The organism is Pandoraea sp. CB10b_02 (genome assembly GCF_002216225.1).
Lineage (GTDB): Bacteria > Pseudomonadota > Gammaproteobacteria > Burkholderiales > Burkholderiaceae > Pandoraea > Pandoraea nosoerga.
Genome location: NZ_NJGW02000010.1, coordinates 1 through 26,248, shown reverse-complemented (window position 1 = coordinate 26,248; position 26,248 = coordinate 1). Strand labels below are relative to the sequence as shown.

Below are 26,248 nucleotides of genomic sequence, written 5' to 3'. Positions count from 1 at the left end.
ACTGGGCACCGAAAAAGAAAACCGGGGGAGCCGGCGTGGCGCCAACTCGGAAAGACCGCCATTTTACCATTCCCGGCCCCCGGGCATCCGCACGCCGGCCCGCCGCCGTTGCCTGGGCGATGTCCGCGGCCCTGCCCTGGCGGGCGCTTCCTGCTTCCCGGGCGCGCCGCCTTCCTCCATGCTTTCCCCGCGCCGCTCGCGGCACTGCTCGGCCGCCTCGGGCCGCACGTTATACTCTCCCCCGCGCTACAGCGATTTATGAAGGAAACACATGAAGTTGATCGGTGCCCTCGCCAGTCCCTACGTTCGCAAAGTCCGCATCGTGCTGGCGGAAAAAAAGCTCGACTACAAGCTCGAGCTGGAGAATGTCTGGGGCGACGACAGCCGCGTCCACGAGTCCAACCCGCTGGGCAAGGTGCCTTGCCTGGTGATGGAAGACGGCGAAGCGGTGTTCGACTCGCGCGTGATCTGCGAATACCTCGACACGCTCTCGCCCGTGGGCAAGCTGCTGCCGCCGTCCGGGCGCGAGCGCGCCGAAGTGCGCTGCTGGGAAGCGCTTGCCGACGGGCTGACGGACGCCGCCGTGCAGATTCGCGTCGAAACGATGTTCCATGACGAGGCGTCGCGCTCGCAACGGCTCATCGACCGGCAACTGCGCAAGATCACCGAGGGGCTGCGCGCCATGGAGCTCGGACTGGCCGAGCGTCAATGGTGCGCCGGCAATCGCCTGACGCTGGCCGACGTGGCCGTGACCTGCTCGCTGGGCTATCTCGACTTCCGTTTCCCGGAAGTGCCGTGGCGCGACGCGCATCCCAACCTGGCCCGTCACTTCGAGCGCATGTCCGCGCGCCCGTCCGTGGCCGACACCGTGCCGGTGGCCTGATCGGCGTCATCCGCCCTGACGAGGCGGCATCACGACGGCCGGCCGATCGCGATCGTCCATGCGCGCCGACGGGCTGCGCGTCATCCATTCCCCCAGACCCCGCAGCAGGCGCCAGGCGCGCTCGGCCGCCGCGTCCGCGGTGGCACGCGGCGACGGGGTGCGTGCGTCAGTCGGGTCCCGGTCCGGCTCCCGCGACGACCCCGCACCCGCACGGCTCGGGGCGACGGCCGCGCGCGCCACGGACGCCCCGGCCTGAACGGCATGCGCGCCTTCGCCCGGCTCGCGCAGGATATCCGCGAGATCGCTGCCGGCAGGCGGCCTCGTCGCGACGCCTGCGGCGGCTGCTCGCACCCTGAGCGATTCGCGTCGAAGGGGGCGTTGTGCCGGCGACGCCCGCTCGCGACGCCATGCATCCTGATCGTGCGACGGGTCCGCATCGGCCAGACGCGAATATCCCGCCATCACTTTGCGCACGTAGTTCTGCGTCTCGGGGAATGGTGGAATCCGGCGGCCGTGTCGCAACACGGCCCCCTCGCCGGCGTTGTAGGCGGCGAGCGCAAGAACGAGTTCGCCGTCGAAACGCTCGAGCAGCCAGCGCAGGTACGCCGCGCCGGCGCGCAGGTTCTCCGCCGGGTCCTCGAGACGGCGCACGCCGAAGCGCGCACCGGTGCGCGGCAGCACCTGCATAAGACCGATGGCGCCGCGCGGCGACACCGCCAGCGGATCGTAGCCCGACTCGGTCTCGATGATGGCGTGAAGCAGGGCCGCCTCCAGCGACGCCGCACGAGCCGCGTGCCGGACGAGGGCATCAAAGGGCCGTGCATCAAAGGGCCGTGCTTGCGAAATCGACGAGGCCGCCGCGCTCGTGTCGGAGACGATTCGTTCCGGGACACGCGCCTGCGAAGCCGCCTCGGCGCGCGGGACGACGCGGGGCGCGGGCACCGCCAGCTGCGCGTCGGCAACGCGCGGGTGACGCGGCAGCAGTCCCGGTGTCGAAGCCGTTGCCGACAGCGACACCAGCCCCGCGCCAACGGTCAACGTCCATGCCGCGAACCGGCCGGCCCGGCGCCGCGGCGCGGTCATGTCGCGCCTCCCGGTCCGGCGACGTTCCTTCCCGTTTGCGCCCCACCCTCACGTCGACCGCCTGGCGCGTCCGCCGCTGCGCCGTGCAGCGCGTCATCCGCGGCGCCGTCCACTTCGTAAGGCAGGTCGAGCGCGAGACGCAAAATCGCGGCCACGGCGTCGAACAGATCGGCGGGAATCGGCGCGTCGACGTCGACGTCGTCCATCAGTCGCCGCGCGACCGGAATGTGCTCGATCACCGGCACCCCTTCGCGCTGCGCGAGCTCGACGATACGCCGTGCGCGCGCATTGCGACCCTTCTCGATCACCAGCGGCACGGCAGTCTCTCCGGGCACGTAGCGCAGGCACACTGCAATACGCGTCGGATTGCGCACGACGGCCGTCGTGCGCCGGACGTTGTCCGACAGGCTGCCGCTCTCGATCGTCTCCCGGTGAATGTCGCGACGCTTGTTCTTGATTTCGCGGTTGCCCTCGACTTCCTTGAGCTCGCGCTTGATCTCCTCGTGAGACATCATCAGTTGCTTGCGCAGTTGATACTTCTGGTACGCGTAATCGAGGCCGCCGAACACCACGTAGGCCGCCACGAGCGCCGACATCAGCCAGAACAGCAGGCGCGCGGTGAGCGCCAGCCCGCACGAGGGTCCGCACATCGGCAACACCGCGAGCGAAGGCGTGTACTGCCGCACGAGATAGAAGAACACCACGCCGAGCACCGCCACCTTCATGAGTGATTTGCCGAACTCGAAGAGCGACTGCATCGAGAACAGTTGCTTCGCCTTGGCGACGGGATCGATGCGCTCGTATTTCGGACGGAGCACGTCGGGCGCCACCAGCGCGCCGATCTGCAGAATCACGACGAGCCAGGTCGTGACGACCAGCAGCAGCGCGAGTCCGCCCGCGAAGCGCAGAAACAGCAGCAGCGAAGGGGCCAGCATGCCGCGCACCGCCTCGTCGACCGGCTCGCGCAGCACGAGCAGCATGCGCGCGACGAGCGCCTCGAGCGCGGCATACAGCGCGGGCCCCTCGAACACCAGCCATGCCAGCACCGCGCCGAGCTGCACGCATACGCTGAGATCGGCGCTCTTGGCGACGCGCCCCTTCTTGCGCTGGTCCTGGATCTTCTTGGGTGTGGGCGGCTGATTCCTTTCGCTCATGTCAGCCTCACGGTGCCGGCAACGCCAGTGCCTGCCACGCGCGAAACATCTCGGGCAGCCGATACCAACTGGCCAGTGGCACGCCGATCGCGAACGGCAGACTCGCGACCGTCACGAGCAGCGCCATGGCGCTCTTGACGGGCATCGCGAGAAAGAACACGTTGAGCTGCTGCGCCGCGCGGTTGATGAAGCCCATCGCCAGGTCGACGAGCACCATCACCACGATCGCCGGCAGGGCGACGGCCAGGCACATGAGCTGCATTGCCTGCCACAACGACAACAGCCAGGCCGCGCTGTCGTCGCTCCAATGCCAGGCCGCGCCCACGGGCAGCGCGGTGTACGAGTCGTACAGCGCACCGAGCAACGCATGCGCGGCCGGGGTGATGAAGAACAGCACGCACAGCATTTGCGTGAGCGCGATGCCAAAGACCGAGGATTGCGCGCCCATGAGCGGGTTGAGCACGCTTGCCATTGACGCGCCCCGCAGGGTGTCGATCACGTAACCGGTCATGTCCATCGCCCAGAACGGCAGCGCGGCGGCGAACCCGAGCAGCCCGCCGACCCCCAGCTCGCGCAGGACCAGCATGGCCCAGCCGGTCCATTGCGCCGGCATCTCGGGTGCGGCATGGACGAGCGGCACCGCCGGCAGCGCCAACGCGAGCACCAGGGCGTTGCGCAACAGGCCCGCCCCCAGCATGCCTACGGAGAACACCGGCAGCAGCATGGCAATGCCCAGCGGGCGCAGCATCGCCACGCCCCAGGCGAGCGCCCAGTCATGGAGCCCGGTCCAGACGGGCGGGAGCAGCGCATCGGCGGCGGGCGCCAGGCCCGGGAGCAGCGTGGGAGTCATTGGCGCTCACCGCATCCGGCTGATCTGTTCGAACGCGCCGCCCGCATAGTTGAGCAGGACATGGCCCATCCACGCGTAGGTTGCAGCGAGCGTGACCGATACGGCGACGAGCTTGATGAGAAACTGCACGGTCTGGTCCTGCACCTGCGTGAGCGCCTGCACGAGCGAGACGAGCACGCCGACGACGGCGGCCACCACGACCGTGGGCAGCGACATCAGCAGCGTGAGCCACAGCATTTCGCTGGTGAGTTTGACGACGATGGCTTCACTCATGCACACACTCCCGAAGCCGTCATGCGTAGGAGAGCATGAGCTGACGCACCAGTTGCTCCCAGCCGTTCATCATCACGAAGATCAACAGCTTGAACGGCAACGCGATGGTCATGGGCGAGACCATCATCATTCCCATCGCGAGCAGGATGTTCGAGATCACCAGATCGATCACGACGAATGGCAGGTACAGCAGCAGGCCGATCCTGAACGCCTCGGCGAGCTGGCTGAGCGCAAACGCGGGCATGAGCACGAGCAGCGAATCGGCGCCCAGGCGCCCGCGATGCGCCTCCGGCCACGTCCGGCCGGCGATACCGGCGAAGAACTCGCGCTGTCGCACGTCACTGTGGCGCGAGAGAAAGGCACGGTAAGGCGCGAGCACGGCGGCGTCGACGTCGGCCACGAAACTGGGCGAGGACATCGCGACGGGGCGACGCGCGAGATTCGTTTCGATATCGAAGGCGACGGGCGCCATGATGAAGCAGGTGAGCACGAGCGACAGGCCGTAGATGGCGATGTTCGGGGGAATCTGCTGCGTACCGAGCGCGTTACGCAGCAGCGCGAACACCACGGCAAGCTTCAGGAATGCAGTGCCCAGCACCACCAGCAGCGGCATGATCGACAGCAGCGAGAGCACAACGACAAGCTGCACCGGGTGGTCGAGCAGGGACATGCGAACTCCAATGGGCGTCGTGGGCGGGCGGCGCGGCAAACGACGTCGACAAGACGGCACAAGCGAGGGGCTTGCGAAGGAATGCCGCGACACCGTGCCGGCGGTGTGTCGGGCGTCGGGCGATGTTAGGAATGCCGCGCGCGCATGCCCATCCGGTCACCACCCGAGATTGCGGAGAGCACGGCGACTTGCGTACCCACATCGGGTCAGGGGCGGATTTCCGTGGCTTCGGTGGCTTCGGTGGCTTCGGTGGCTTGGGCGGCTTGGGCGGCTTCGGCAGCGTTGGCCGCGTCGGTGGGCTCGTCGCCCGCCGCGGCGAGCGCGCCATGCGCGGCGCCGAGGCGTGCGGCCCATGCGCCGCAGCCAAAGCGCAATAAGCGCGCCGCGGCCCACGGCATGCCATCTCGCCACAACACGACGTGCGAGGTGGACAACGTATGGACCTCGGAGACGGGCGGCCGGGCGTCGACGCGTCCGGCGCGCCAGGCCATCAGCAGGGGGACAGGAAAAGGCCGCTCCCCGATGACGGCGATCAGGCGGGTCATGGAAGACGCGGGCGGTGCGGCGTTCGGTCGGTCGGCGCGGGCGGGGCCGATGTCGGGAGGACCGTCGATAGGGTCGCTGCCGTTGATGGGAGGGATGGGGTCGATGGGGGCGAGCACGACGCTTCGCCCGAGCGGCGCAGCGTCGCGGATCGCAATCGCGAAGTCGCCGTCCAGCAGCCATGCTTCGCCATGCTCGACGTCCGCGGCCACGTCCAGCAGCACGGCATCGCCTTCGCGCAACGCATCGCATTGCCGGCTCGCGAGCGTCGTCCATCCCGCAGCGAGTGTGCAGCGGCGCTGCGGGAGCCCTGCCGGATCGAGCGGTGCGTCGCTCTGGCGCGCCGCCTGACAGCGTGCGGACAGCCACGACGTTGCGCCGTCGAGATAGCTCAGCGCCAACCGGCGGCCGTCGCGCTCGAGGACCATGCCGACGCGCCACGCCGCCGCCGCGCAGCCCGGCGCCACGTTCGTCACGTGCGGCCATGTGGCGAGAGCCGCGGCGCTCGCCACGGGGTCGCCATCACCGCCACCGTCCTCATCATCGCCATCGCCGGCAATGGCGGGAGCCAGGGTCAGCGACGCGGCAATCTCCGCCCAGTCCGACGCAAGTGCCTCGTGCAGCGGCACCGGCAAGCGCGGCGCGAGCCAATCGTGCCATTGCTGCGCGTCGCACCAGAAACGCACCGGGGCCATGACGCCGTCATCGACGCGGGCGCTCACCACGAGGCCCTCGCCGCCCGAGCGAAGCCACCCGACGCTTACGTCGATGTCCTGCACCGCGAACGCGACGCAGCCCGAAGCCCCCGTCAGCACACCGTCGAGCGGCCCCGCGGCGATCGGCAACGCCCCCGGCTCAAGGTACATATCGCGCCTGCACTTCGACGGTCACCGCCAATCCGAGGCGCGACGTCAGCGCGCGCGACAGTTCTCCACGATGCGCGAGCAGCCGCCGGTACAGCGCCAGGCGCACGCAGATCAGCGAGACGGTGATGCCCAGCCGCCCTCGCCGCGCTTCCACGACCAGACCGTCGAGCGCCCCGCCGTGCACCGCGACGCGCAGCGAACTCACGCCCTCCCAATTCTCGCTTTGGCGCTCGCGCCACACGCGCAGCCACCGCAGCACGTCGACAGGGCCGCTCACCCGCACCACCCGCTCGCGCGCCAACGTGAACGGGCGTTCGTCGGACTCGTCGCGATACCCCGAGCGGCGGGCCCCGGCGTCGTGATGCGACTTCACCCGTTCGCCGGACAGGCCGGCGAAAGGATCGGCGGAAACGGCACTGCGTGGGACGGTACTCATGGTGTGCTCCTCATGGTGACGAAGGGGTTGCTGCATCGGGGGCGCGCCAGCCGTCGCGCGGCTTGCAAGGCGCGGGCGGCCAGAGAGCGTGCGGCATGGCGTCAACGCCGTTGCGCGAGCAACGCGCGCAACTTCTCCTGCTTGCGCGCGTTGGCATACAGCCGTTCGCGCTGCTCCTGCAATTGCGCCTGCACCTGCTGCCACTGCGCGTGCGCCGCCTGTGCTCGCGCACGGGCATGCGCGAGCGCTGCGCGCGCCTGCTCGACCTCGCGTGAGACCTGCGCCGCCTCCCGCCGCGCGTACACGCCGCCGCGCGCCAGGGCTTGCTGCCAGACCTCGCGCAGCCGGGCGTGCTCGCGCTCGCTGGCCGCGAGTGCGTCGCCGGCCTCGCGCGCGGCTGCCGTCAGACGCGCCAGGGCGGCCCGCAGACCGGCTTCGCGCCGCGCCGCCAGCGACGTTAGTGACACGAGTGACGTTAGCGATGCTGGAGACGTCAGCGCGAGGGCGCCGTCCCGATCGCTCATGCCACCAGTTGCGCGAGCCAGTCGCGCGTATCGTCGAAGGGCGCCACTTCGCCTTGCGGCTGGCACAGGAACGCACGGATGTCGGGCGCGCGCGCCAGGGCGTCGTCGGTCTCGGGATCGTTGCCCGGCTGGTATTCACCCACGCGCACGAGCAACTCGACCTCGGCGGCCAGCGCCAGCGCGCGCCGCACTCGCGCCGCGCACTCGACGTGCTCGGCGTCCGCGACCTGCGTCATCACGCGCGACAGGCTCCTCGATACGTCGATGGGCGGATAGTGGCTCTCCTGCGCCAGACGCCGCGACAATACGATGTGCCCGTCGACAATCGAGCGCACTTCGTCGGCCAGCGGCTCGTCGAGGTTATCGCCCTCGACCAGCACGGTATAGAACGCGGTAATGCTGCCGACGGCGCCGGTGCCCGCGCGCTCCAGCAGCCGCGGCAAGCGCGCGTAGAAGCTGGGCGGCAGCCCGCTTGTCGCGCCGAGCGGCTCGCCCGCGGCCATGCCGATGTCGCGAACGGCGCGCCCGAAGCGGGTGAGCGAATCCATCAGCAGCAGCACGTCCTTGCCCTCGTCGCGGAACGCCTCGGCGATCGCCGTCGCCGTGTACGCCGCCTTCATGCGCTCCAGCGCGGGACGGTCCGACGTGGCGACAACGCACACGGTGCGCGCCCTCGCCTCGGGCGCGAGGGAGTGCTCGAGAAACTCGCGCACCTCGCGGCCGCGCTCGCCGATGAGCGCGAGTACGATGACGTCGGCCTGCGCGCCCTGGCACATCATCGCGAGCAGGGTGCTCTTGCCGCCGCCCGCCGCCGCGAAGATGCCCAGACGCTGCCCCCTGCCGCAGGTGAGCATGCCGTCGATGGCGCGCACGCCGACGGGCAGCGGCGTGGTGACGGGTGCGCGTACCATCGCCGGCGGGGGCGGCGCGTCGAGGGCGCGCCACGCCGCATCGGGCGTAGCGGCGACGGTGTCGCGCGCGTGCTCGCCGCCTGTCGTCCCGGACGCGAGCGGCCTGCCGAGCCCGTCGAGCACGCGGCCGACCAGATGGGGGCCGACCGCTACGCGCGACGCCGTGCCCAGCGCCTGCACCAGCGCTCCGCTGGCCACGCCGTTCGGCTGCGCATACGGCGCGAGCCATACGTGACGTCCCTCCACCGCGATGACCTCGGCGTCGAGCGCGGGCGAGAGCACCCGGCACTGCTCGCCGAGCGCGGCGCCGGGCAGTCGCGCCCGCATGGCATTCGGCGTGATCTTGTCGATGCGTCCGTAGCGCGCCGGCTGCGCGGATTCGCGTTGCCAGGCTTCGCACGCGCCGCGGCGGGAGTCCAGCGTCCGTGCGAGCGCGTGGGCGATGCGGGTCTCGTCGGGCCGGCGCATGTCAGTAGGCGGCCTGCAGGTCGATGGTGCCGAGCACGCGCAGATGCGGCTCGTCGGCCACTTCCTGGAATGACAGCACCGGCAGGTCGGCGCGCTCGCGCTCGATCAGCTTGCGCAAGAAGCGCCGCACGTCCATCGCGGTAAACAGCACGGCGGGCGTGCCGTCGTGTGCGAGCCATGCCGCGTCGATCGCGTTGAGGATGGCGTCCGTCTGTGCGGGGTCGAGATCGGCGTAGGAGCCCGACGACGTCTGACGCACCGCTGCCCGCACCGTGTCCTCGATGCCGCGCCCTACGTTCCACCCGGCGATGTGCGCCATGCCGCGCCGGAAGCGGCGCGTGATATGGCGGCGCAGGCTGAGGCGCACGTACTCGGTGAGCATGATCTGGTCGCGCTCCTTGGGCGCCCACTCGATCAGTGCCTCGAAAACGCGTCGCAGATCGCGGATCGACACGCCCTCCGCCACCAGCCGCTGCAGAACCTCGGCCGTGCGGCTGATCGGCAACTGCCGCTGCAACTCCTTGACGAGTTCGCCATAGCGGTCTTCCATGGCGTCCATCAGGAAACGCGCTTCCTGCACGCCCAGGAAGTCGGCGGCATGCGCGTCGATAACCAGCGAGACGCAGTGCGCAACGCGCTCGGCCCCCTCGATCACCGTCCCGCCAAGCGCGCGCCACTCCTCAGCCTGCGGGCCATCGAGCCAGAACAATGTCTGTCCGCCAAACGGCAGCGGCATCTCGCGCGGAGCCCCGGCCGAGAGCGCGCGCAGCGCGGGCAGCGGGTGCGCCGCGTCGTGATGCGCCAACGCCTCGAGCGGCGCGACGTCGATGGACATCACGCTTTCGTGGTACAGCGCGATATCCAGCCGGTGCTCGCCCAGCGTCTTGTCGACGACGATTTCCGCTTGCGGCATCGGCACGCCAAACTGCTCGAACTTCCGGCTGCGCAGGGCATCGACGCACGCCGCAAGCGCCGTCGGCCCGCCGCACGCCTGCGCGAGCGCTTCGCTCACGCGGGCCTGCAACGGCTGCGCCCCTGGGCGCCCCTCCAGGGATTTGGCGGATCCGGCGGTCGTCGCGCTCTCGCCCGTGGCCCCGTCGTCGCCGGCCTTCGTGCCCGCCTCGCGCGCGAGCCGCGCGACCCACCACGCCGCGCCGCCCGCCAGTGCGCCGAGCAAGGCGAAGTAATGCATCGGGAAGCCGGGAATCAGCCCGAAGAGCAGAAGCACCACGGCGGCAAGCATGAGCGAGCGCGGCTGGGCGGCCAACTGATCGGTCAGTTCGCGCGCCAGGTTGCGGCGCTGCTCGCCGGGCACACGCGTTACGATGATGCCAGCCGTCACGGAGATGAGCAGCGCGGGAATTTGCGACACGAGACCGTCGCCAATCGAGAGAATGGCGTAGATGGCGGCCGCGTCGCCCGCGCTCATGCCGTGCATGAAGACCCCCACGCCAATGCCGCCGAGCAGGTTCACCACGATGATCACGAGCCCCGCAATGGCGTCGCCCTTGACGAATTTCATCGCGCCGTCCATTGCGCCGTAGAACCGACTCTCTTTCTGCACCGTGCGACGCAGCCGCCGGGCTTCGGCCGCGTCGATCGCCCCCGCGCGCAGGTCCCCGTCGATGCTCATCTGCTTGCCGGGCATGCCGTCGAGCGAGAAGCGCGCCCCCACCTCGGCCACCCGTTCCGAGCCCTTGGTGATCACGATGAAGTTGACGACCGTGATGATGAGAAACACGATCATTCCCACCACGATGTTGCCGCCGGCCGCGAAGTCGCCGAACGTGTAGACGATGTCTCCCGCATCGGCGCGCAGCAGAATCAGCCGGCTGGTGCTGATGGTGAGGCCGAGCCGGAACAGCGTGGTCATGAGCAGCACGGAAGGGAACGCCGAGAAGTCGAGCGGCTCGTTGATGTAGAGGGCGACCATGAGCAGCAGCAGCGACACGCCGAGATTGAGCGCGATGAGCAGATCCATCACCGACGGCGGCATCGGGATGATGATCATCAGCACCGTCACGAGCAGCAGGCTCGCCAGCACGATGTCCTGGCGCCCCGCGGCGATGCGCAGCCATGTCAGCGGGCGGCTCACGCCCGGGCCTCCGGCGTCTCGCGTTGCCGTCGCGCGTCGATGTGCTCGAGCACACGGCGCATGCGCGTCACGCAGGCCAGCCAATCGGTGGCCTGGGCGTTACCGCTCGCGGGCGGCGTGGCGATCAGCATGGGACGGCCCTGCGCCACGCAGGCCCGCACCGGAATGCCGGGACTCCACTCCGGCACGCAGACCTGCAACATGTGCAGGAGCCAGCGGTACGCGCCCGGGCCGGGGCGGCGCAGCGTCATGACGAGCGTCACGCCGTCCGTGCCGGCGTCGGTCATCAACACGCACGAGACGCCCAGCGCAAGGCGCATGCGCGGCGCCACCCGCTGCGCGGGCAGCGCCAGCAGTTCGAACAAATGCTCCAGTTTGCGTTGCGTCTGAGTGTCCATCGACGGGCGCCGCGCCGGCTTGGAGCCGGCGGTGCGGGAGAGGAGACAAAAAGTAGCGGCGATGGTCACCCAGGCATGCGCCGCGCGCCTATCCGGCGCGGACCTGAGTTTTCGCAACCGGCGCGCGTGCGCCGCCGCCGCGGTGCCGGGACATGTCACATCATCATGCCGAGCCGGTGCGCCCAGTTCACGACGTCCGCCACGTTGTGCGCGTCGAGCTTGCGCATCATGTTCAGGCGATGCGTCTCGACCGTCTTCACGCTGATCGATAGCACCTGGGCGATGTCCCGGTTGCGTTGCCCTTCGGCCACGAGCTTGAGTACCTGCCGCTCGCGCAGCGTCAGCGACTGTTCGGGGGTCTCGACGTCGCACGCGCGTGTCGCGCGAGGCGTGTGCGGCTTGCGCACCGTCTCGAGCGCGCCGCCGAAGACGGCCGGATCGACGAAACGGTGGCCGCGCATGACCTGTTGGGCGGCGTGAACGAGCGTTCGGCGCGGGCTGCTCTTGAGCACGAACGCGCGAGCACCTGCGTCGAGCGACTGCCGCGCGCGCTCGCTGTCGTCGCTGGCCGAGTTCACGAGAATGCGCAGGTCAGGCCAGCGCTGCATGCATTGATGAATCACATCGACGCCGTCCATGCCGGGCAGGCCCAGATCCAGCAGCATCAACGCAGGACGATGGACCTGGCAGGCCCGGTACACGTCGAGACCGTTGGCAACCCTGGTGAGGACTCGCCAGCCGAGATCGCACTCGACCAGCCGGCACAGGCCGTCCGCGAGCAGTTCGTGATCCTCGACGACGATGACACCGACGCACCCCGTCATTCGTATCTCCTCGATAGTTAGTAGTTCAAATCCATAGGGATTCTTGATCACTCTCTTTCGAAATTTGTCCAGGCGGCCGATTCTTGTGCCATCGCCCCGCGCCCGGTGTAGGAAAACTCGGGAAAGTGGCGTCGCACGACGTCAGTTCAGGTCAGGGCCCGATGGCGTGACGTAACGTTCGCCGGATAATTTCCGTCTTCACCGCGACGCCCCGTCGACGTGTCGGCGCGGGTGGATTTCGAAAACGCATGTTTTCCCGGCGCCCCGGTGCCGCCTCCTTCCGATACTTATGCGTTTGCCATTTGCGCTTGCCGCACTCGACTGGATTTCCCCGCGAGACGTACAAGGCGCCCGCATCGCGCTCGAGCTCGACGGCCAGCCGGGCTGGACGTGCCCGGCCGGCGACGGCTTCTGCGTGGCAACGGCCGTGCCGTGGCCGGGCGCACTCATCACTGCGCACGGGGCTTGCCCGCGCCCCCCCGGCACGCGCGCGCTCGATGCGGCACTGCGCGACGACACGCCGCTCTCGCGTTGGCTGATGCACCTCGCGCTCGTGCTGGCAGCCTCGCACGAGCTGCGTGACGACAGCCTGTGCATTGCGAGCGACACCGTCTGGTGGCTGCATCGATTCGACGCCAAAGCGCCCGTTGCGTGCGTAGAGGCGCAACTTCGCCGTCAGTTGCTGGCATGTGCGATGCTCGCCTCACGGGACGCACGCCCGGCGGCGCCGAACGCAGCCCCGCCGCGAATCCACGGCAGCGCGCGACTGCCGGATGCGCGACGTTGCTGATCGTGTCAGCGCTGCGCTCGCGCCGGATCGCCTCACTGCTCGCCGCGCCCGTGCTGCGCGCGACGGGTGCGGCGATCGCCGCCGTTGCGGCGATGCCGGCGGTGTCGGCAGCCGCGCCGGCGCCAACCCCATCGAACGCACTGACCGCAACCATGGCGTCGAGCGCAACGAATGCGGCGAACCCAACGAATGCGGCGAACGTACCCTCCACGTCCCCCGGTGCGAACCCTGTGTGGCGCGGCGGCCCGTTCGTCTTCCAGAGCGCGGGCACACCGCTTGCGGAGCTGCTGCGCGACTTCGGCGCGCATCATGGCATTCCGACGGTCGTCAGCGCACGGGTCGACGACCGCTTCATCGGCACACTGCCGCCGGGCGCCGCGCAGACCACGCTCGACGCGCTTTCGGAACGTTATCGGCTTTCGTGGTACTTCAACGGCCAGACGCTGAACATCTATAAGGCCAGCGAAGCGACCCGGCGCGTCGTGCCGTTGCGCTACGCGCCGCCCGACGATCTGCTCGCGCACCTGCGCGGGGCCGGCGTCCTCCATGCGAGACACTGTGTAGCACGGGCGATTCCGGCAACCCGTGCGCTGGAGATCGCGGGCGTGCCGGCGTGCATCGACACCGTGACGATGCTCGCCCGATACGTCGAGCGCGACGCCCGCGAACAGCAAGAGAGCGAAGAGACCATCAAGATATTTCCCCTGAAATTCGCGACCGCCGACGACACAAGGTACTTTTATCGCGGGCAGGAGGTCGTCGTGCCAGGCGTTGTCAGCGTACTCAAGGACCTGATCCTCGGCGCCGGCCCACTGGTCGCCACCGCGGCGAGCGCGTCTGTCGACGGGAGCGAGGCCGACTCGGCCGCCGCCGTCGCGACGGCCGCTCGCGCCGGCACGCCGCGCTTTTCGGCGGACCCTCGCCGCAATGCGGTCATCGTGCGCGAGCGCCGCCGCAACCTGCCGATCTACGGCGACCTGATCGCGCAGCTCGACGTGCGGCCGCGTCTGGTCGACATTTCGGTGGCCATCATCGACGTGAACGCAAGCGACATCGCCGAGCTGGGCGTGGATCTTTCCGGCAGCGCGCGGCTCGGCGGCTTCGGCAGCGTCGCCCTCAACGGACCGACGCAGGAGGGCGAATCGGGCACGTTCACCACGGTGATCGGCGACACCAACAGGTTCATGCTCAATCTGAACGCGCTGGAGCGCAATTCGAAGGCGCGGGTGCTGTCGCGGCCATCGATCGTCACGCTCGACAACATGCAGGCCGTGCTCGATCGCAGTGTCACGTTCTACACGAAGGTTGCCGGCGAAAAGGTGGCCAAACTGGAGAGCGTGACGACGGGATCATTGCTGCGCGTCACGCCGCGGCTCGTCCCCGGCGAAGAGAAAGGGCGCGAGCAGGTGATGCTCACGCTCAACATCGAAGACGGCGGCGAGGCGCGCAATGAACGCGCCTCGCGCAGTGAGGTGCCGTCGATCCGCAACTCGTCGATCGCCACGCACGCCACGTTGCAGGCCGGGCAGAGTCTGCTGCTCGGCGGCTTCGTGCAGGACGCGCAGCACGAACACGAACGCAAGATCCCTCTGCTCGGCGACCTGCCGTTCATCGGCCGGCTGTTCAGTTCCACGAGCCATCGCAACGACAGCGTGATGCGGCTGTTTCTCATCAAGGCGGAGCCGGCCGCCGGCCTGCCGGGTGCGTGATCATGCTGACGCTGACGTTGCTAGAAGGCCCCCTCGCGGGACGCCCGCTGCCGATGCCGCCCGGGACATTCACGCTTGGCGACGGCGACTCGGACATTGCCGTGGCGCTCGAAAATGGCGTGCGCATTGCGTTGCACGTGGACGCACAGGGCGTAGCGCTGACCGGTGAGCCGCCCGTGTGGATCGACGGACGCGCGCTGTGCCTCGCGAACGAGCCGACCGGTTTGGAAGCCAGCGCCGAAGCGGAGGTCTGCCCACCCCCGGCGCATCGGCTCCCGCTCCACACCCCCATCGACCTCGCCGGACTCGGCGTCTGGTTCAGCGACGGCAGCAAACCGCTGCCCGTGCCGCTGCCGCGCCGCCCGGCGCGCCAGCCGGAAGCGTCGCAAACGTCATCGCCCTCGCCGCGCGGCGCCGCCGCGAGCCCCCACGGGCCGGCGCCCGAGCGCGGAAAAAGACGCAGGCGGCAACGCTCCCGCGCCGCGTGGATCGCCATCTCGTGTCTCACGCTGATGATCGCCTCGGCGGGTGTGGCGGTCTGGCGCACCGGCACGGCCAACGTCATCTCGGTCCCGCCGCAACCCGACAGCCTGAGGCTCCTGGCCGCCCGGATCGCTCCGGGCGCCACGCTTCGCATCGCCGGCGACGCCGTGCATCTGGGCGGCGGGTGCTTCGACGAGAGCGTGCTCGCCCGTCTGCGTGCCGAAGCACGCTGGCTCGGCAAGGCGCTCAACGATGAGACGTGGTGCCCCGAGCATGCCGCGCAATCGGCCGCCACACTGCTGCGGCTGCACGGCTATGGCGCAGCGCAGGTGAGCGTGGCCTCGGACGGCGCTGTCGTCGTCGGCGGCGTGTTGGTGGCCGACGCGCGCTGGCGTGCGGTATCCGACGCGCTGGACGCGCTGGCGCTCCCGCATGGCTGGCGTGTGGCCGACGGCACATCGCACGGCTTCGACGCGCTGGTCCGGACGTTGCGCGACGCCCGCCAACTGCATGGCATCGACATCTCGCGCGATCGCCACGGCTGGCGCCTCACCGGCGCGATGACGGCGGGCCGGCAAGCGTCGCTCAAAGGCATCGCCGACGCGTGGAGCGCTGCGGCGCGGGGCCTGCCCGTGCGCATCGAACCGTTGCCGCCGCCGATCCCGACGCTTGCCGAAACGGGCTTTTCCGCGCCGCTGGTCAGTATCGGCGGCGCGCCCGACTCGCCGCAGCTCACGCTCGCCGACGGCACGCGCCTCGCCCAGGGTGTTCGTCTGCCCGGCGGCACGCGCGTGGTCGAGATCCATCCCGACGGGGTCTCGATCGGCGCGCACGACCGGCTCTTTTACCTGCCATTGACCCCGGAGATTCGCCATGACGACCCGTCTGACGCACCTTGAAGACCGGCTCGCCGCGTCCCCCGACACCGTCGCCCGGGAGCTCGGCGCCCGCCTGGACGCGGCCGACGCGTCGTTGCAGCACGCGTTGCGAAAGCCCCTCGCGCCAGCGCAGCATGCCGCGCTGATCGCGCAATCCCAGGCGCTGCGGGCGGCGCGCACGATCCTCATGCGCATGGCAAACCGCTACGGCACGTCTTATGGCGCGTCGTCAAAGCGCTCCGGGTAATGCGCGTGCGCGGAAGCGACAACCGGGCTCAGACGACGAAAGCCCCGCTTCGCCGGCCATGGCAAGCTTGCGTGTCTTGCCTCGCACACATCGTCGTCCCAGTCTTCGTCTGCCTCGCCGAATGGCCTACACGCGGGACACGGTACCGACTTCCTCCACGCTTGCACCCACATCATGCCAAGTCACGACCTAGCTCAAACTCTTGTCGAAGCGCTGAAGTTGATCGGCTGCGATCCGAGCCGGATCGACGCCGTCGACAATCATTCCCCCATCGAACTGACGTTTACGGCCTCGCCGACGATCGTCGTCGAGACGCTCGAGAACCGGGCGTGCGGCATCCACGCGGTCGTGGCGAGCGACGAAGCCGCACGCCTGCACCGCGCCAACAGCGAACGCCTGCTTCAGTTTCTCATCGAGCCCGCGGACTGGGCTGTCACGGGCCACGTTCAGTTGCGCGAGCGCGGCAACCAACTCGTATTGCACGCCCAGATGAAGGAGGAGACGACGGCCGATCCCGAGCCTTTCGCCGTGGCACTCACCGATTTCTACGATCGCATCAAGATCTGTCAGGAACACCTGCGCGCCTGAGTCGCAACGGCGACGTCCATTCTTGCGCATGCGCCGTGCCCCGATGTGAGCCGATGTGAGCCGATGTGCACCGGCGCCCGCCCGTTCCTGCTCCCGCCCCCCGCCCCCCCGAACCTCCGACCTCAAGCGTTTCCGTCCTCGCGTCGCGCGAGCGCGTGCATCTCGCCCCGGGCTCATGCGCCCACCGCCCCGCCCTCCTCCGCCAGCCCCGAGCGCCATTCGTCCAGCGCTTCACTGATCGCCTCCCGTTGTGTCTCGTCGCGAAAGCACCCCTCGTGCGCTGATTGCACCAGCCACGTCAGTTCGCGGGCATACGCATAGCGCGCTCCTGCCGACGGAATGCCCAGATGTGCCGCGCGCTGCACCAGCCATTCGACGCCAACCCAAGGTTGATCCAGCAGCGTCAGCACCTCGACGATCATCTTGTCCGCATCGCAAGCGCGCCATCCTGCGGCATGGACCGCATGTGCGGATTGCGCGCAGCCTGACTCCAGCGTGAGAAACAGCACCACGCGCCGAACGTCGTCGATCACAGCCGCAAGACGCGCCATGTCGGCGTCGGCGCGCTGCGCGCCCAGCTCGAGGCCCAATGCCTGCAGCAGCGCTCGCAGGCGAGCTCGTCGTTCCGGAAGCCGGCGACACTGGTCGAACCATTGCGCGAGGGACCGTTGCGTCGTGCGCGCCTGGCGAAACAGCGTCCTGAGTTGCTGCAACAATTGAGGACTGACCGCCCCTGCGCCGCCACACTCCAGCGCGGCGAACGCCTCGATCGCCCAGTCCTCGCCCGCCGTCAGCGTCTCCAGGGTTTGATTGAGACGCTTGCGCGCGCCGGCGTCGAGCGCGTCCGGCGCGTCTTGCGCAAGCCACGCCGCGACGATCAACGCCGCATGCCCGGCCGACAGTCCCGCCTGCCGGAGCAGTTGCAGCGGATCGGGAACGAACGGCAGGTCGCGCATCTGTTCGCGCAGCGTTTCGAATTGCACGCCGCTCACGCGCGCGAGCCGATAGATCTGCTGTTCAAAGAGCGCACGCGCGCGGTCCTTGTCGTCGCGCACGCTGTGCTCGCCGCCGCGGCGGAATCGAACGCCAAGCGCAAAGCCGAGATTCTCCTGCGACTCGGCAACAGCCGCTTCCTCGCTCTGCGCGATCGCCGCCTCGATCAGGGCGAGATGGCCGCCCGGCGCCACGCACGACGCGCTTGCGCTCGCGCGTGACGATGGCGCGCCGTCACCGTCGAGCCCCTCCCATTCGTCATCCGGAGCGCGCGCCGGCGCGGTATTCTCCCGCGGCGCCGCGCCGACACTCCCCAGTGCGCCAGATCCCGGCAGACGGTCAACCATTGGCGACCTCCAGACTCGGACCGTTACGCTGCAGGCGCTCGACGACGGCGGCCAGATCGGCCTCCAGATCGAGGCACACGGTGACCCATTCGCTCTCGAGGCGTGCCTGATGCCCGGCGAGGGTCTCGTCGGGCTCGCAGGCGAGGACGATGTTGGCGCCTCGCAACGCCGCGGCAACGGCCTCCCTCTGCGCCGGCGGCACGCGCAGGACGAGCGCCCCTTCGCGCACGAGCGAGGGCAACGCGCGCGCTACGCGCTGGGCGATGCGCGCGCCGACATCCTGCGACTCGACGAAGTTCGTCAGCGCCTGCGTCAGCGTCTGTGCAATGCGGCGCTCGAGCGAGCACACGATCTTGCGCTCGAGCAGCGCCTCGTCGACGAGCCAGTCGACGGCTTGCATTACCGCCGCCTGGCGAGCGGCTTGCGCGTTCGCCGCGGCTTCCCGCCGGGCAAGCTCACGCGCCTGGGCCAATGTGGTTTCGCGCAGCGTTCGCGCATCGCGCTCCGCCCGGGCCCGCGTTTCGAGCGCGCTGTCGCGTTCGGCCCGCGCTTGCTCCAGCCATGCGGTGCGCTGGCGCGTCTCGTCGCGCAGGCGCACCAGTGCCTCGCGCAAAACGACTGGCCCCGCCGGAGCGGGGCCGTCCATCCGCTCGATGGCGGTCAAGGCAAAGTCGACGACATACATAACATCTTCTCCAGCGCGGCGAAGCGTTGCCAGATTCCGTCAACGTCCGCCTGCGCGACGCTCGCGCGCGCCGCAACAGGCGCCGGCGGCAACAGAATGCGCGCGGCAGCCCCTACGGTGGCGACATCGTCACGCGACGCAGCGGCAGCAGCGTCCAGGCACGCTCCCGCGGTCGCCAACGCTTCAGCGACCAGCGCCTCCGGAACAACCGACGAGCGCGCCGGCCACTCGCTGCGCGTGAGCAGCAGACGATCGCATTGCCAGGCATCCAGCCACGGCGACAGCGCCCGTCGGAAGCTGCCAAGCAGCAGGTAGTCCGGGCAGCCCAGCACGCGCAGACCGTAAGCCAGCGCAACGCGGCGAAGGCCGGGCACGAGGCGCAGCATCGCGCGCGCCGCGTCGCTGTGCGGCGGCACGCAGCAAGGCGCCCGCGCCGAGGACGGCCAGCCGCGCCGCGCGACCAACATCGCGTCGATGCGGGGCCGGCACGCCGGATGGCGGCGATAGGCGTCGCGCCACGGCGCCATCTCGAAGGTGCGCCACCAACCCTCGTCCATGCACGCGCCGGGCTGCCAGATCAGCCGGCCGAGCCTGGTGAGCCCGGCGCCCGTCGTTTGCCTCATGGCGTGTCGTCCGTGCGCCGCCTCCGCCGCAGCACACGCGTGAGCCACGCGCCGCGCCGGTGCAGGATTACGGCGCCGCCGCCCAGCAGCGCCGCGGCGGCGCCGGTCAGCGCCACCCACGACCAGCCGTCCGTAACGAAGCGCCGGCCTTGCCGCGCCTGTTGCGCATCGAGCGCCGCGCGCGGCAGACGATAGTCGGCAGGCTGCAGCACGATGCTGATGCGCTCTGGCGTCACGCCCGGCACGCTGTCATGCACGAGGCTGCGGATATCGGTCATGCGCTGCGTCATGTTGATCTCCGGGCTGTACTTCAGGAACACCGCGACGCCCGGCGGCAGCGTCGCCCGTCCCGCCGAATCGGTCGGAACCTGCGCGATCGACACTTCCGCGGCCATCACGCCGTCGAGCGACGCGAGCATGCGCTCCAGTCGCTGCTCCTTGAGGAACGCCAGCTTCGCCTGCTCCTGCACGGGTGAACTAACGAGCTGCCCGGCGGGAAAAACGTCGGCCACCGAGGCGCGCTTTTCTCGCGGCAATCCGTGCTGGCGAAGCACCTCCACGCCGCGCACGAAATCGCCCCGCTCGATGCGCACCGTCACGCCATTCGCATCGGCGCGCTTGTCGGCCTGCAGCCCGGAGACGAGCAGGAGTGCCAGCATCTGATTCGCTTCCGTCTCACTGAGCGATCGGTGCAGTTCCACCTTGCAGCCCGCGAGCGTCAACGTCAGCACGACGGCGAGAAGCCGTCGCCCCAGTCTTTGCGGCGCACCGCGCACGCCGTGCCGCGCACGCGCCGTCGCCCGCAGCGGGCAGGCGCGGGTCGTCATTGCATGTGCACCAGCTTGTTGATGCCCTGTGTGCTCGCACCCGCGACCTTCGCGACGAACTCGAGCGCCAGCACCCGCTCGGTCAGATGGCGCTGCATGGCGAGCAGATGCACGGGATCGCCCACGGCGCTGTCGTCGGCCGTCACGCGCTGCACGAGATGTTGGGATTGGCCCGCGAGCTTTCCCGCCGCGCTCAGCAGATGATGTTCGGGCAGCGCCGGTGCACTCGCCAGCGCATGCCCGAAACGGGCGGCGTCCGTCGGCCCTGGGGGCGCAGCCTTGGGGGCCGGAACGGCGGGCGCCGCTGTGGCGGCAGCGTGTACGGCAACGTAGGAAGCGGAAGCAATCGTCATGATGGAGACCGGGGAGAGAAGAACAAGGGGGACGATGGAGACGATGGAGACGATGAGAACGAGGAAGGCGAGGCGGCGGGAGAGACGGCGGAAGCGGCGACGGAAGAGGCGGCGGAAGCGGCGACGGAAGCCGCGGCGGAAGAGACGAAGGAGCCGTTCGCGTCGACCTGGGCCGGCGCCGCCTCGGCAAGCCACCGGGCGAGCACCGCGACGCTCGGCGTCACGCGCCCGTCTGCGGCCTCGAAGCGCGCGAGGCAGGCCCGTGCCGCGTGCGTGTCGCCGAGCGCGATGAGCAGCGCGGCGTGCAGCCACTCGCGCGTCTCGCGCTCGGGTACCAATGCGGGGAGCGCGTCCAGAATCGTGCGCGCCTCGCCGTGCATGCCGTGCTGCGCGCCGGCGAACGCCAGTTCCACCACGGTCTGCCGCGTGACGGCGTCCAGGGACAGCTCGGGCGCCGTCGTGCCAATGCCCCGCACGCGCTTCATGCGATCTTCCCGATGATTCCCATCACCGTGTCCTTGATGAGCTTGATGGACGCGCTGTGCAGCCCGACCATCGTCGAGAATTGCTGCAGCTTGAACTGCACCTCGAGCATATGGCGCGGATCGTTGGCTTCGCCCGAGCGAAGCGCCTGTGTGGCCTCGTCGGACATGCGCCGCACGCCCTCGGACATGCCGCGATGCACTTCTTCGACGTTCATTGCACACCTCCATCGGCCGCGACCCCGTGGCCGCCCACGAGGTCGGCGCGCATCGCGGCGTAGGCATCGGCGCGCGGCATCGCTATCCTTCGCCCGCCGCGCTGCGGCGGCGTGCCGAGCCGGATTTCCGTCGGCGCACAATCGAAGCGCTTGCGGAACGTATCGGTGAAATGGGCGTGATTGGTGAAGCCGCACTCGAGCGCGATGTCGAGCACCTTGTGGCGAGTGGAGAGCAGCAAATCGCGCGCGAGTCGCAGCCGCCGCTCCAGCAACCACTGCTTCGCGGGCATGCCGTAGGTCTGCTGGAACAGATAGCGAAACTTGCGCAGCGGCATGCCGAACTCCTCGGCAAGACGCCCCACCGGCCACGGACGATGAAAGTTCGCTTCGACGAAGTCGAACAGCGAGTGGCTGCCCGCAATGCTCTGGCGCAGCATGGCCGAGTAATACCGCTGATCGCGGCACAGGCAGTAGACGTAGAAGAAGCGAAGCATCGCCATGCGATCGACCTGCTGCAGTGTCATGGCGACGTCGACCATGGTCGGCTCGAGGATGAGCGTGCGCGCCGCCTGCCGGTGAAAGACGCCGAGCGGGCGGCGGTCGAGCAGATCGACCACGTCCGGGTACAGCGCCTGCAGATCGCAGGCATGGAAGTCGTGCGACACCACGGGGCCCGCGCATTCGACCGTGGCGTCCGGACTGGTCGCGGTCATGCTTCCGGCTGGCAGCGTTTGCACAAGGCCGTTCACTTTCAGCTTGATGTCGTAGCGGCTGATCAGAAATCGCACTGTACTCATAGGCTCCTCCTCTCACGACAATCCGTCGGCGGGATGACAAAGTCGAAGGCCACAAGATAGGCGAGCACGCTCGCGAGCATCATCGGGTGGACACCTTAATGTGAGGCGCGTCCCCGCGAGGTTTTGGTTTTTGGGAGAAAAACTATCGCGAAAATAAAAAACCCGACGCAACGACGCGTCGGGTTCGGGGCGGTGATGGCCCGGCAGTGCGCCGCTCAGGCGAGCGCGGCGGGCGAAAAGCTGTCGGCGCGCGCCATCGGCCAGTACTTTTCGTAGAGCTGATAGCGGAATTGCCCGCGCAGCAAATCGCCCGGCTCCAGATACTTGAGCGATTCGGACATGAGACGAATCTCATTGGACGACACGCGTTTGACGATGTGATGGGCGCGCAACTCCGAAGGATGCGACAGCCCGGCCGCCTGAATCAGCTCCTGCAACGCGTGCAGCGTATGTGCGTGGAACTGCTGGACACGTTGCGCCTTGTCCGGCACGACGAGCGCGCGCTGACGCAGCGGATCCTGCGTGGCCACCCCGGTCGGACAACGATCGGTATGGCACTTCTGCGACTGGATGCAGCCGATCGCGAACATGAAACCGCGCGCCGAGTTGCACCAGTCCGCGCCAATGGCGAGCGTGCGCGCAATGTCGAACGCCGTGATGATCTTGCCCGACGCCCCGATGCGAATTTTCTCGCGCAGGCCCGCGCCGACGAGCGTGTTGTGCACGAGCAGCAGCCCTTCCTGCAGCGGCGCGCCCACGTGATCGGTGAACTCCAGCGGCGCGGCGCCGGTGCCGCCTTCCGAGCCGTCCACGACGATGAAATCGGGCAGGATGCCGCTCTCGAGCATGGCCTTGACAATGCCGAAGAACTCCCACGGATGGCCGATGCACAGCTTGAAGCCCGTTGGCTTGCCGCCCGACAGGTTGCGTAGCCGATCGACGAACTGGAGCAAGCCGAGCGGCGTGGAGAACTCGCTGTGACGCGACGGCGAGATGCAGTCCTGCCCCATCGGCACGCCGCGCGTGGCCGAAATCTCGGGGGTGATCTTCGCGGCGGGGAGCACGCCGCCATGGCCGGGTTTCGCGCCTTGCGAGAGCTTCACCTCGATCATCCTGACCTGCGGCGTGGTGGCCTGCGCCGCGAATTTCTCGGCGTTGAACGTGCCGTCGTCGTTACGGCAGCCGAAGTAGCCCGAGGCCACCTCCCAGATCAGGTCGCCGCCCTGCTCGCGATGATGCGCGGAGATGGAGCCCTCGCCCGTGTCGTGAATGAAGTTGCCGAGCTTGGCGCCGCGATTGAGCGCGCGGATCGCGTTGGCCGATAACGCACCGAAGCTCATCGCCGAAATATTGAAGATCGACGCGGAGTACGGCTGCGCGCGGTCCGGGCCGATGATGATGCGAAAGTCGTGGTCCTTGAGCACCGTCGGCGCGAGCGAATGCGCGATCCACTCGTAGCCGGTGGCCTTGACGTCGAGCTCCGTGCCGAACGGACGGCTGTCGACGTCTCCCTTCGCACGCTGGTAGACGATACTGCGCTGCGCTCGCGAGAACGGCGTCTCGGAGGTGTCGTCCTCCACGAAATACTGGCGAATTTCCGGGCGGATGAATTCGAACAGAAACCGGAAGTGGCCCCACAGCGGATAATTGCGCAGCACGGCATGACGCTGCTGCACCACGTCCCACGCCCCGAGCGCTGCCAGCGCCGCGAACGGCAACGGCCAGAACGGGTGCCAACCGTCGAGAAGCACCAGCGCAAGCGTTGCGACGAGCAACGCCACGGCGAGCCAGAGAGCCAGGAATCGGCGCGAAAACATGGAACCTCCTTGCTTGTGGGGGGGACACGCGCCGGCACGCCGCCGGGTGTCCGCCCGGCAAGCGCCGGCGGCTTCAGTGCGTGTTGAGAATGGTGCGCTTGCCGGCAGCGCCCGTGCCGGCAGTCTTGCCGGCGTCCGGGACCTGCGCGGCCGTGGTCGAGGCGATGATGCCTCCGCCCAGGCAGATCTCGCCGTCGTAGAGCACGGCCGACTGCCCCGGCGTGACGGCCCACTGCGGCTCGGCGAACGACAGCGTGAGCGCCTGCGCGTCGGCGCGCGCGACCTCGCAGGCGGCGTCGGCCTGACGGTAGCGTGTCTTGGCGCCGACGCGCGCACCCGCGGCGGGCGGCTCGCCCGCGACCCAGGACAGGTCCTCGGCGTCGAGCGCGGCCGAGAGCAGCCACGGGTGGTCGTGCCCCTGGACCACGTACAGCGTGTTGCTGGCCATGTCCTTGCGCGCGACGAACCACGGCTCGCCAGAGCCCTCGCGGCTGCCGCCCAGACCAATGCCCTTGCGCTGGCCCAGCGTATAGAACGCGAGCCCGACGTGCTCGCCCACGACGGCGCCATCGGGCGTCTTCATCGGCCCCGGACTGGTGGGCAGATAGCGATTGAGGAAGTCGCGAAACGGCCGCTCACCGATGAAGCAGATCCCTGTCGAGTCCTTCTTCTTCGCGTTCGGCAAGCCGATCTGTGCGGCGATCTCGCGCACCCTGGTCTTCGGAATCTCACCGAGCGGGAACATGGTGCGCGACAGTTGCTTCTGGTTCAGGCGATGCAGGAAGTAGCTCTGATCCTTGGTGTGGTCGAACGCCTTGAGCAGTTCGAACCGTCCGTCGCGTTCGCGCACGCGCGCGTAGTGACCGGTGGCGATCGTCTCGCCGCCGAGCGCCACGGCGTGGTCGAGGAATGCCTTGAACTTGATTTCCGCGTTGCACAGCACGTCCGGGTTTGGCGTGCGCCCGGCCGAATACTCGCGCAGGAACTCGGCGAACACGCGGTCCTTGTATTCGGCGGCGAAATTGACGGCTTCGACGTCGATGCCGATCAGATCGGCGACCGAAACCACGTCGATCCAGTCCTGCCGGGTCGAACAATATTCGCTGTCGTCATCGTCTTCCCAGTTCTTCATGAACAGGCCGACGACGTCGTAACCTTGCTGTTTGAGCAGCCATGCGGTGACCGACGAATCCACGCCGCCCGACATGCCCACCACTACGCGCTTTTGACTCATGTGTTGCCTTGCCCGCCGGCCAGTGCCGGATGGGTCTGAAGTATGGCGAGGTCGTACCGCACGCCCCGCAGGTAATCGTCCACGCACTGCTCGAGAATCGGCGAACGATGCCGTGCGCGCTGCGCGCGCATCTCCTGCGGCGTGAGCCACAGCGTGCCGACGATCCCCTCGTCGAGCGGCCGCGTCGGATCGTGCGCCCCCAGGGCGCCCGCGAAGGTGAAGCGCAGATACGCAATGTCCTCCGGGCCGGGCGCGAGGTAGATGCCCAGCAGATGCTGGGGCTCGAACCCATAACCGGTCTCTTCGAGGACTTCGCGACGCACGGCGGCAAGGATCGACTCGCCGCGCTCCAGATGTCCGGCGGGCTGGTTGATCAGCAGGCCCGCAGGCTTTCGCTCTTCGACAAACAGAAAACGGCCGTCCCGTTCGACGACCGCCGCTACCGTCACGTTGGGCTTCCAGCGTGCATTCATGGCACATCCTTGCGGGGTGCGGGACGGACGACGCCGCTGCGCCCCCCTCGCCGCCAACCGGGCGCGAAACCCGGACCTCACCCGATGGAAAAGCGCCATTTTACCGTCTGGCGGGCTTTGGCGCAGGAGACTGCGCCGATCCGTCGACCGACCGGCCGGTCGGCGCCTGGCATGCGCATTCCCCCTGGTTTCGGACATATCCATATGCGGTTTCGCGCAATAGGCGCGTTTGTCATCTTCGGGTAAGCTTCGACGAGCACCCGTCACGTGCAGCCAGCAGTCGCAGTACCCGCATCACCGGTTTATGCAGAAGTTCGTTTGCAGTGTTTTGTGCAGGACTCATGTCATCAGCGGCGAATCAGGTAGTGCGCCTTGCCCCCGGCAGCGTGAGGCTACGGCTCCTTGGCCGCTGACGAGATCAGTTCACAAACCCAAGGAGAGACGCAATGAGAATCGGCATTCCCGCCGAGACGCTTGCCGGCGAAACCCGTGTCGCGGCCACGCCCGAGACGGTGAAAAAGCTGGTCGCATCGGGACATCAGGTGGTGGTCGGGCGCGGCGCGGGAGACGCCGCCAGCGTTCCGGATACGGCTTTCGAGGCCGCGGGCGCATCGCTCGGCAGCGCGGGCGACGCCCTGGGCGCCGAACTGGTGCTCAAGGTGCGGGCGCCGTCGGTAGCGGAGATCGCGCAGATCCCGCGCGGCACGGTCGTGGTCGGCATGCTCA

Annotated in this window: 29 protein-coding genes and 1 pseudogene; 7 read left to right on the top strand and 23 right to left on the bottom strand. The window is 68.8% G+C overall.

From position 1 onward, the window contains the following. Positions 1 to 271 precede the first annotated feature (271 nt). A complete protein-coding gene (locus CDN36_RS12455) occupies positions 272 to 883 on the top strand; it encodes a glutathione S-transferase family protein (protein WP_150557097.1) in 612 nt (203 codons plus the stop codon). A gap of 6 nt (positions 884 to 889) precedes the next feature. Here CDN36_RS12455 and CDN36_RS12450 read toward each other — a convergent pair whose 3' ends face one another. The 12 genes from CDN36_RS12450 to CDN36_RS12395 form a co-directional block, all read right to left on the bottom strand. Then, positions 890 to 1,966 (bottom strand): lytic transglycosylase domain-containing protein, encoded by a 1,077-nt coding sequence (locus CDN36_RS12450; RefSeq protein ID WP_287496864.1) that lies wholly within the window; start codon positions 1,964 to 1,966, stop codon positions 890 to 892. After that, positions 1,963 to 3,120, bottom strand: coding sequence for an EscU/YscU/HrcU family type III secretion system export apparatus switch protein (locus CDN36_RS12445; protein ID WP_287496863.1), 1,158 nt, complete (start codon positions 3,118 to 3,120; stop codon positions 1,963 to 1,965). The genes CDN36_RS12450 and CDN36_RS12445 overlap by 4 nt, the downstream gene beginning before the upstream one ends. A 7-nt stretch (positions 3,121 to 3,127) precedes the next feature. Further along, positions 3,128 to 3,970, bottom strand: a complete 843-nt coding sequence (gene sctT / locus CDN36_RS12440; RefSeq protein WP_287496862.1) for a type III secretion system export apparatus subunit SctT — start codon at positions 3,968 to 3,970, stop codon at positions 3,128 to 3,130. Between the two features lie 6 nt (positions 3,971 to 3,976). Then, positions 3,977 to 4,243, bottom strand: coding sequence for a type III secretion system export apparatus subunit SctS (sctS, locus tag CDN36_RS12435; RefSeq protein ID WP_150557094.1), 267 nt, complete (start codon positions 4,241 to 4,243; stop codon positions 3,977 to 3,979). A 19-nt stretch (positions 4,244 to 4,262) separates the two neighbouring features. Then, positions 4,263 to 4,913 (bottom strand): type III secretion system export apparatus subunit SctR, encoded by a 651-nt coding sequence (sctR, locus tag CDN36_RS12430; protein WP_287496861.1) that lies wholly within the window; start codon positions 4,911 to 4,913, stop codon positions 4,263 to 4,265. 206 nt (positions 4,914 to 5,119) lie between these two features. Further along, a complete protein-coding gene (locus CDN36_RS12425) occupies positions 5,120 to 6,322 on the bottom strand; it encodes a type III secretion system protein SepQ (protein WP_287496860.1) in 1,203 nt (400 codons plus the stop codon). Then, positions 6,312 to 6,758, bottom strand: coding sequence for a hypothetical protein (locus tag CDN36_RS12420; protein WP_150557091.1), 447 nt, complete (start codon positions 6,756 to 6,758; stop codon positions 6,312 to 6,314). The genes CDN36_RS12425 and CDN36_RS12420 overlap by 11 nt, the downstream gene beginning before the upstream one ends. Before the next feature lie 101 nt (positions 6,759 to 6,859). Next, on the bottom strand, positions 6,860 to 7,282 hold the full coding sequence (locus tag CDN36_RS12415; RefSeq protein ID WP_287496859.1) for a hypothetical protein: 423 nt from the start codon (positions 7,280 to 7,282) through the stop codon (positions 6,860 to 6,862). Beyond that, complete coding sequence (locus tag CDN36_RS12410; protein WP_287496858.1) at positions 7,279 to 8,661, bottom strand: FliI/YscN family ATPase; 1,383 nt, start codon at positions 8,659 to 8,661, stop codon at positions 7,279 to 7,281. The genes CDN36_RS12415 and CDN36_RS12410 overlap by 4 nt, the downstream gene beginning before the upstream one ends. A 1-nt stretch (position 8,662) precedes the next feature. Then, positions 8,663 to 10,756, bottom strand: coding sequence for a type III secretion system export apparatus subunit SctV (gene sctV / locus CDN36_RS12405; protein ID WP_287496857.1), 2,094 nt, complete (start codon positions 10,754 to 10,756; stop codon positions 8,663 to 8,665). Continuing rightward, on the bottom strand, positions 10,753 to 11,154 hold the full coding sequence (locus CDN36_RS12400) for a hypothetical protein (RefSeq protein ID WP_287496856.1): 402 nt from the start codon (positions 11,152 to 11,154) through the stop codon (positions 10,753 to 10,755). Before CDN36_RS12400 ends, sctV begins: the two co-directional genes overlap by 4 nt. Positions 11,155 to 11,309: 155 nt before the next feature. Beyond that, positions 11,310 to 11,978, bottom strand: a complete 669-nt coding sequence (locus CDN36_RS12395; protein WP_150557086.1) for a two component system response regulator — start codon at positions 11,976 to 11,978, stop codon at positions 11,310 to 11,312. A gap of 289 nt (positions 11,979 to 12,267) precedes the next feature. On the opposite strand from CDN36_RS12395, the gene CDN36_RS12390 reads away from it, so the two are divergent. The 5 genes from CDN36_RS12390 (at position 12,268) to CDN36_RS12370 (ending at position 16,673) form a co-directional block, all read left to right on the top strand. Further along, positions 12,268 to 12,768 (top strand): hypothetical protein, encoded by a 501-nt coding sequence (locus CDN36_RS12390; protein ID WP_287496855.1) that lies wholly within the window; start codon positions 12,268 to 12,270, stop codon positions 12,766 to 12,768. A 2-nt stretch (positions 12,769 to 12,770) separates the two neighbouring features. After that, on the top strand, positions 12,771 to 14,477 hold the full coding sequence (locus CDN36_RS12385) for an EscC/YscC/HrcC family type III secretion system outer membrane ring protein (RefSeq protein ID WP_287496969.1): 1,707 nt from the start codon (positions 12,771 to 12,773) through the stop codon (positions 14,475 to 14,477). A gap of 2 nt (positions 14,478 to 14,479) precedes the next feature. Continuing rightward, positions 14,480 to 15,859, top strand: a complete 1,380-nt coding sequence (sctD, locus tag CDN36_RS12380; protein ID WP_287496854.1) for a type III secretion system inner membrane ring subunit SctD — start codon at positions 14,480 to 14,482, stop codon at positions 15,857 to 15,859. Next, positions 15,834 to 16,085, top strand: coding sequence for an EscE/YscE/SsaE family type III secretion system needle protein co-chaperone (locus CDN36_RS12375; RefSeq protein WP_287496853.1), 252 nt, complete (start codon positions 15,834 to 15,836; stop codon positions 16,083 to 16,085). The genes sctD and CDN36_RS12375 overlap by 26 nt, the downstream gene beginning before the upstream one ends. Before the next feature lie 174 nt (positions 16,086 to 16,259). After that, complete coding sequence (locus tag CDN36_RS12370) at positions 16,260 to 16,673, top strand: InvB/SpaK family type III secretion system chaperone (protein WP_150557082.1); 414 nt, start codon at positions 16,260 to 16,262, stop codon at positions 16,671 to 16,673. 173 nt (positions 16,674 to 16,846) lie between these two features. On the opposite strand, the gene CDN36_RS12365 is transcribed toward CDN36_RS12370, so the two are convergent. From CDN36_RS12365 to CDN36_RS12315, 11 genes are all read right to left on the bottom strand, one after another. Next, positions 16,847 to 18,013, bottom strand: a complete 1,167-nt coding sequence (locus CDN36_RS12365; RefSeq protein WP_287496852.1) for a TyeA family type III secretion system gatekeeper subunit — start codon at positions 18,011 to 18,013, stop codon at positions 16,847 to 16,849. Further along, positions 18,006 to 18,698, bottom strand: coding sequence for a hypothetical protein (locus tag CDN36_RS12360; RefSeq protein WP_287496851.1), 693 nt, complete (start codon positions 18,696 to 18,698; stop codon positions 18,006 to 18,008). The genes CDN36_RS12365 and CDN36_RS12360 overlap by 8 nt, the downstream gene beginning before the upstream one ends. Then, positions 18,674 to 19,321, bottom strand: a complete 648-nt coding sequence (locus tag CDN36_RS12355) for a type III secretion system domain-containing protein (RefSeq protein WP_150557079.1) — start codon at positions 19,319 to 19,321, stop codon at positions 18,674 to 18,676. The genes CDN36_RS12360 and CDN36_RS12355 overlap by 25 nt, the downstream gene beginning before the upstream one ends. Beyond that, a complete protein-coding gene (gene sctJ / locus CDN36_RS12350; protein WP_287496850.1) occupies positions 19,318 to 20,148 on the bottom strand; it encodes a type III secretion system inner membrane ring lipoprotein SctJ in 831 nt (276 codons plus the stop codon). The genes CDN36_RS12355 and sctJ overlap by 4 nt, the downstream gene beginning before the upstream one ends. After that, positions 20,145 to 20,501, bottom strand: a complete 357-nt coding sequence (sctI, locus tag CDN36_RS12345; RefSeq protein WP_287496849.1) for a type III secretion system inner rod subunit SctI — start codon at positions 20,499 to 20,501, stop codon at positions 20,145 to 20,147. Before sctI ends, sctJ begins: the two co-directional genes overlap by 4 nt. After that, positions 20,498 to 20,986 carry a DUF1039 domain-containing protein gene (locus CDN36_RS12340; RefSeq protein ID WP_287496848.1) on the bottom strand — a complete coding sequence of 163 codons (489 nt, stop codon included), beginning with the start codon at positions 20,984 to 20,986 and terminating at the stop codon, positions 20,498 to 20,500. The genes sctI and CDN36_RS12340 overlap by 4 nt, the downstream gene beginning before the upstream one ends. Continuing rightward, a complete protein-coding gene (gene sctF, locus CDN36_RS12335) occupies positions 20,983 to 21,201 on the bottom strand; it encodes a type III secretion system needle filament subunit SctF (protein WP_150557075.1) in 219 nt (72 codons plus the stop codon). The genes CDN36_RS12340 and sctF overlap by 4 nt, the downstream gene beginning before the upstream one ends. Beyond that, positions 21,198 to 21,998, bottom strand: a complete 801-nt coding sequence (locus CDN36_RS12330) for a helix-turn-helix transcriptional regulator (protein ID WP_150557074.1) — start codon at positions 21,996 to 21,998, stop codon at positions 21,198 to 21,200. The genes sctF and CDN36_RS12330 overlap by 4 nt, the downstream gene beginning before the upstream one ends. A gap of 215 nt (positions 21,999 to 22,213) precedes the next feature. Next, a complete protein-coding gene (locus tag CDN36_RS12325; RefSeq protein WP_287496847.1) occupies positions 22,214 to 23,815 on the bottom strand; it encodes an FMN-binding glutamate synthase family protein in 1,602 nt (533 codons plus the stop codon). 73 nt (positions 23,816 to 23,888) lie between these two features. Next, a complete protein-coding gene (gene mnmA, locus CDN36_RS12320) occupies positions 23,889 to 25,049 on the bottom strand; it encodes a tRNA 2-thiouridine(34) synthase MnmA (RefSeq protein WP_174966477.1) in 1,161 nt (386 codons plus the stop codon). Beyond that, on the bottom strand, positions 25,046 to 25,522 hold the full coding sequence (locus CDN36_RS12315; RefSeq protein ID WP_287496846.1) for an NUDIX hydrolase: 477 nt from the start codon (positions 25,520 to 25,522) through the stop codon (positions 25,046 to 25,048). The genes mnmA and CDN36_RS12315 overlap by 4 nt, the downstream gene beginning before the upstream one ends. A gap of 446 nt (positions 25,523 to 25,968) precedes the next feature. On the opposite strand from CDN36_RS12315, the pseudogene CDN36_RS12310 reads away from it, so the two are divergent. Continuing rightward, a pseudogene (locus CDN36_RS12310) lies at positions 25,969 to 26,248 on the top strand (NAD(P)(+) transhydrogenase (Re/Si-specific) subunit alpha); the annotation flags it as partial.

Excerpts from the sequence above, each read along its gene's own strand:
- CDN36_RS12455 (WP_150557097.1), top strand. The coding sequence starts at position 272 with ATGAAGTTGATCGGTGCCCTCGCCAGTCCCTACGTTCGCAAAGTCCGC.
- CDN36_RS12450 (WP_287496864.1), bottom strand. The coding sequence starts at position 1,966 with ATGACCGCGCCGCGGCGCCGGGCCGGCCGGTTCGCGGCATGGACGTTG.
- CDN36_RS12445 (WP_287496863.1), bottom strand. The coding sequence starts at position 3,120 with ATGAGCGAAAGGAATCAGCCGCCCACACCCAAGAAGATCCAGGACCAG.
- sctT (WP_287496862.1), bottom strand. The coding sequence starts at position 3,970 with ATGACTCCCACGCTGCTCCCGGGCCTGGCGCCCGCCGCCGATGCGCTG.
- sctS (WP_150557094.1), bottom strand. The coding sequence starts at position 4,243 with ATGAGTGAAGCCATCGTCGTCAAACTCACCAGCGAAATGCTGTGGCTC.
- sctR (WP_287496861.1), bottom strand. The coding sequence starts at position 4,913 with ATGTCCCTGCTCGACCACCCGGTGCAGCTTGTCGTTGTGCTCTCGCTG.
- CDN36_RS12425 (WP_287496860.1), bottom strand. The coding sequence starts at position 6,322 with ATGTACCTTGAGCCGGGGGCGTTGCCGATCGCCGCGGGGCCGCTCGAC.
- CDN36_RS12420 (WP_150557091.1), bottom strand. The coding sequence starts at position 6,758 with ATGAGTACCGTCCCACGCAGTGCCGTTTCCGCCGATCCTTTCGCCGGC.
- CDN36_RS12415 (WP_287496859.1), bottom strand. The coding sequence starts at position 7,282 with ATGAGCGATCGGGACGGCGCCCTCGCGCTGACGTCTCCAGCATCGCTA.
- CDN36_RS12410 (WP_287496858.1), bottom strand. The coding sequence starts at position 8,661 with ATGCGCCGGCCCGACGAGACCCGCATCGCCCACGCGCTCGCACGGACG.
- CDN36_RS12400 (WP_287496856.1), bottom strand. The coding sequence starts at position 11,154 with ATGGACACTCAGACGCAACGCAAACTGGAGCATTTGTTCGAACTGCTG.
- CDN36_RS12395 (WP_150557086.1), bottom strand. The coding sequence starts at position 11,978 with ATGACGGGGTGCGTCGGTGTCATCGTCGTCGAGGATCACGAACTGCTC.
- CDN36_RS12390 (WP_287496855.1), top strand. The coding sequence starts at position 12,268 with ATGCGTTTGCCATTTGCGCTTGCCGCACTCGACTGGATTTCCCCGCGA.
- sctD (WP_287496854.1), top strand. The coding sequence starts at position 14,480 with ATGCTGACGCTGACGTTGCTAGAAGGCCCCCTCGCGGGACGCCCGCTG.
- CDN36_RS12375 (WP_287496853.1), top strand. The coding sequence starts at position 15,834 with ATGACGACCCGTCTGACGCACCTTGAAGACCGGCTCGCCGCGTCCCCC.
- CDN36_RS12370 (WP_150557082.1), top strand. The coding sequence starts at position 16,260 with ATGCCAAGTCACGACCTAGCTCAAACTCTTGTCGAAGCGCTGAAGTTG.
- CDN36_RS12365 (WP_287496852.1), bottom strand. The coding sequence starts at position 18,013 with ATGGTTGACCGTCTGCCGGGATCTGGCGCACTGGGGAGTGTCGGCGCG.
- CDN36_RS12360 (WP_287496851.1), bottom strand. The coding sequence starts at position 18,698 with ATGTATGTCGTCGACTTTGCCTTGACCGCCATCGAGCGGATGGACGGC.
- CDN36_RS12355 (WP_150557079.1), bottom strand. The coding sequence starts at position 19,321 with ATGAGGCAAACGACGGGCGCCGGGCTCACCAGGCTCGGCCGGCTGATC.
- sctJ (WP_287496850.1), bottom strand. The coding sequence starts at position 20,148 with ATGACGACCCGCGCCTGCCCGCTGCGGGCGACGGCGCGTGCGCGGCAC.
- sctI (WP_287496849.1), bottom strand. The coding sequence starts at position 20,501 with ATGACGATTGCTTCCGCTTCCTACGTTGCCGTACACGCTGCCGCCACA.
- CDN36_RS12340 (WP_287496848.1), bottom strand. The coding sequence starts at position 20,986 with ATGAAGCGCGTGCGGGGCATTGGCACGACGGCGCCCGAGCTGTCCCTG.
- sctF (WP_150557075.1), bottom strand. The coding sequence starts at position 21,201 with ATGAACGTCGAAGAAGTGCATCGCGGCATGTCCGAGGGCGTGCGGCGC.
- CDN36_RS12330 (WP_150557074.1), bottom strand. The coding sequence starts at position 21,998 with ATGAGTACAGTGCGATTTCTGATCAGCCGCTACGACATCAAGCTGAAA.
- CDN36_RS12325 (WP_287496847.1), bottom strand. The coding sequence starts at position 23,815 with ATGTTTTCGCGCCGATTCCTGGCTCTCTGGCTCGCCGTGGCGTTGCTC.
- mnmA (WP_174966477.1), bottom strand. The coding sequence starts at position 25,049 with ATGAGTCAAAAGCGCGTAGTGGTGGGCATGTCGGGCGGCGTGGATTCG.
- CDN36_RS12315 (WP_287496846.1), bottom strand. The coding sequence starts at position 25,522 with ATGAATGCACGCTGGAAGCCCAACGTGACGGTAGCGGCGGTCGTCGAA.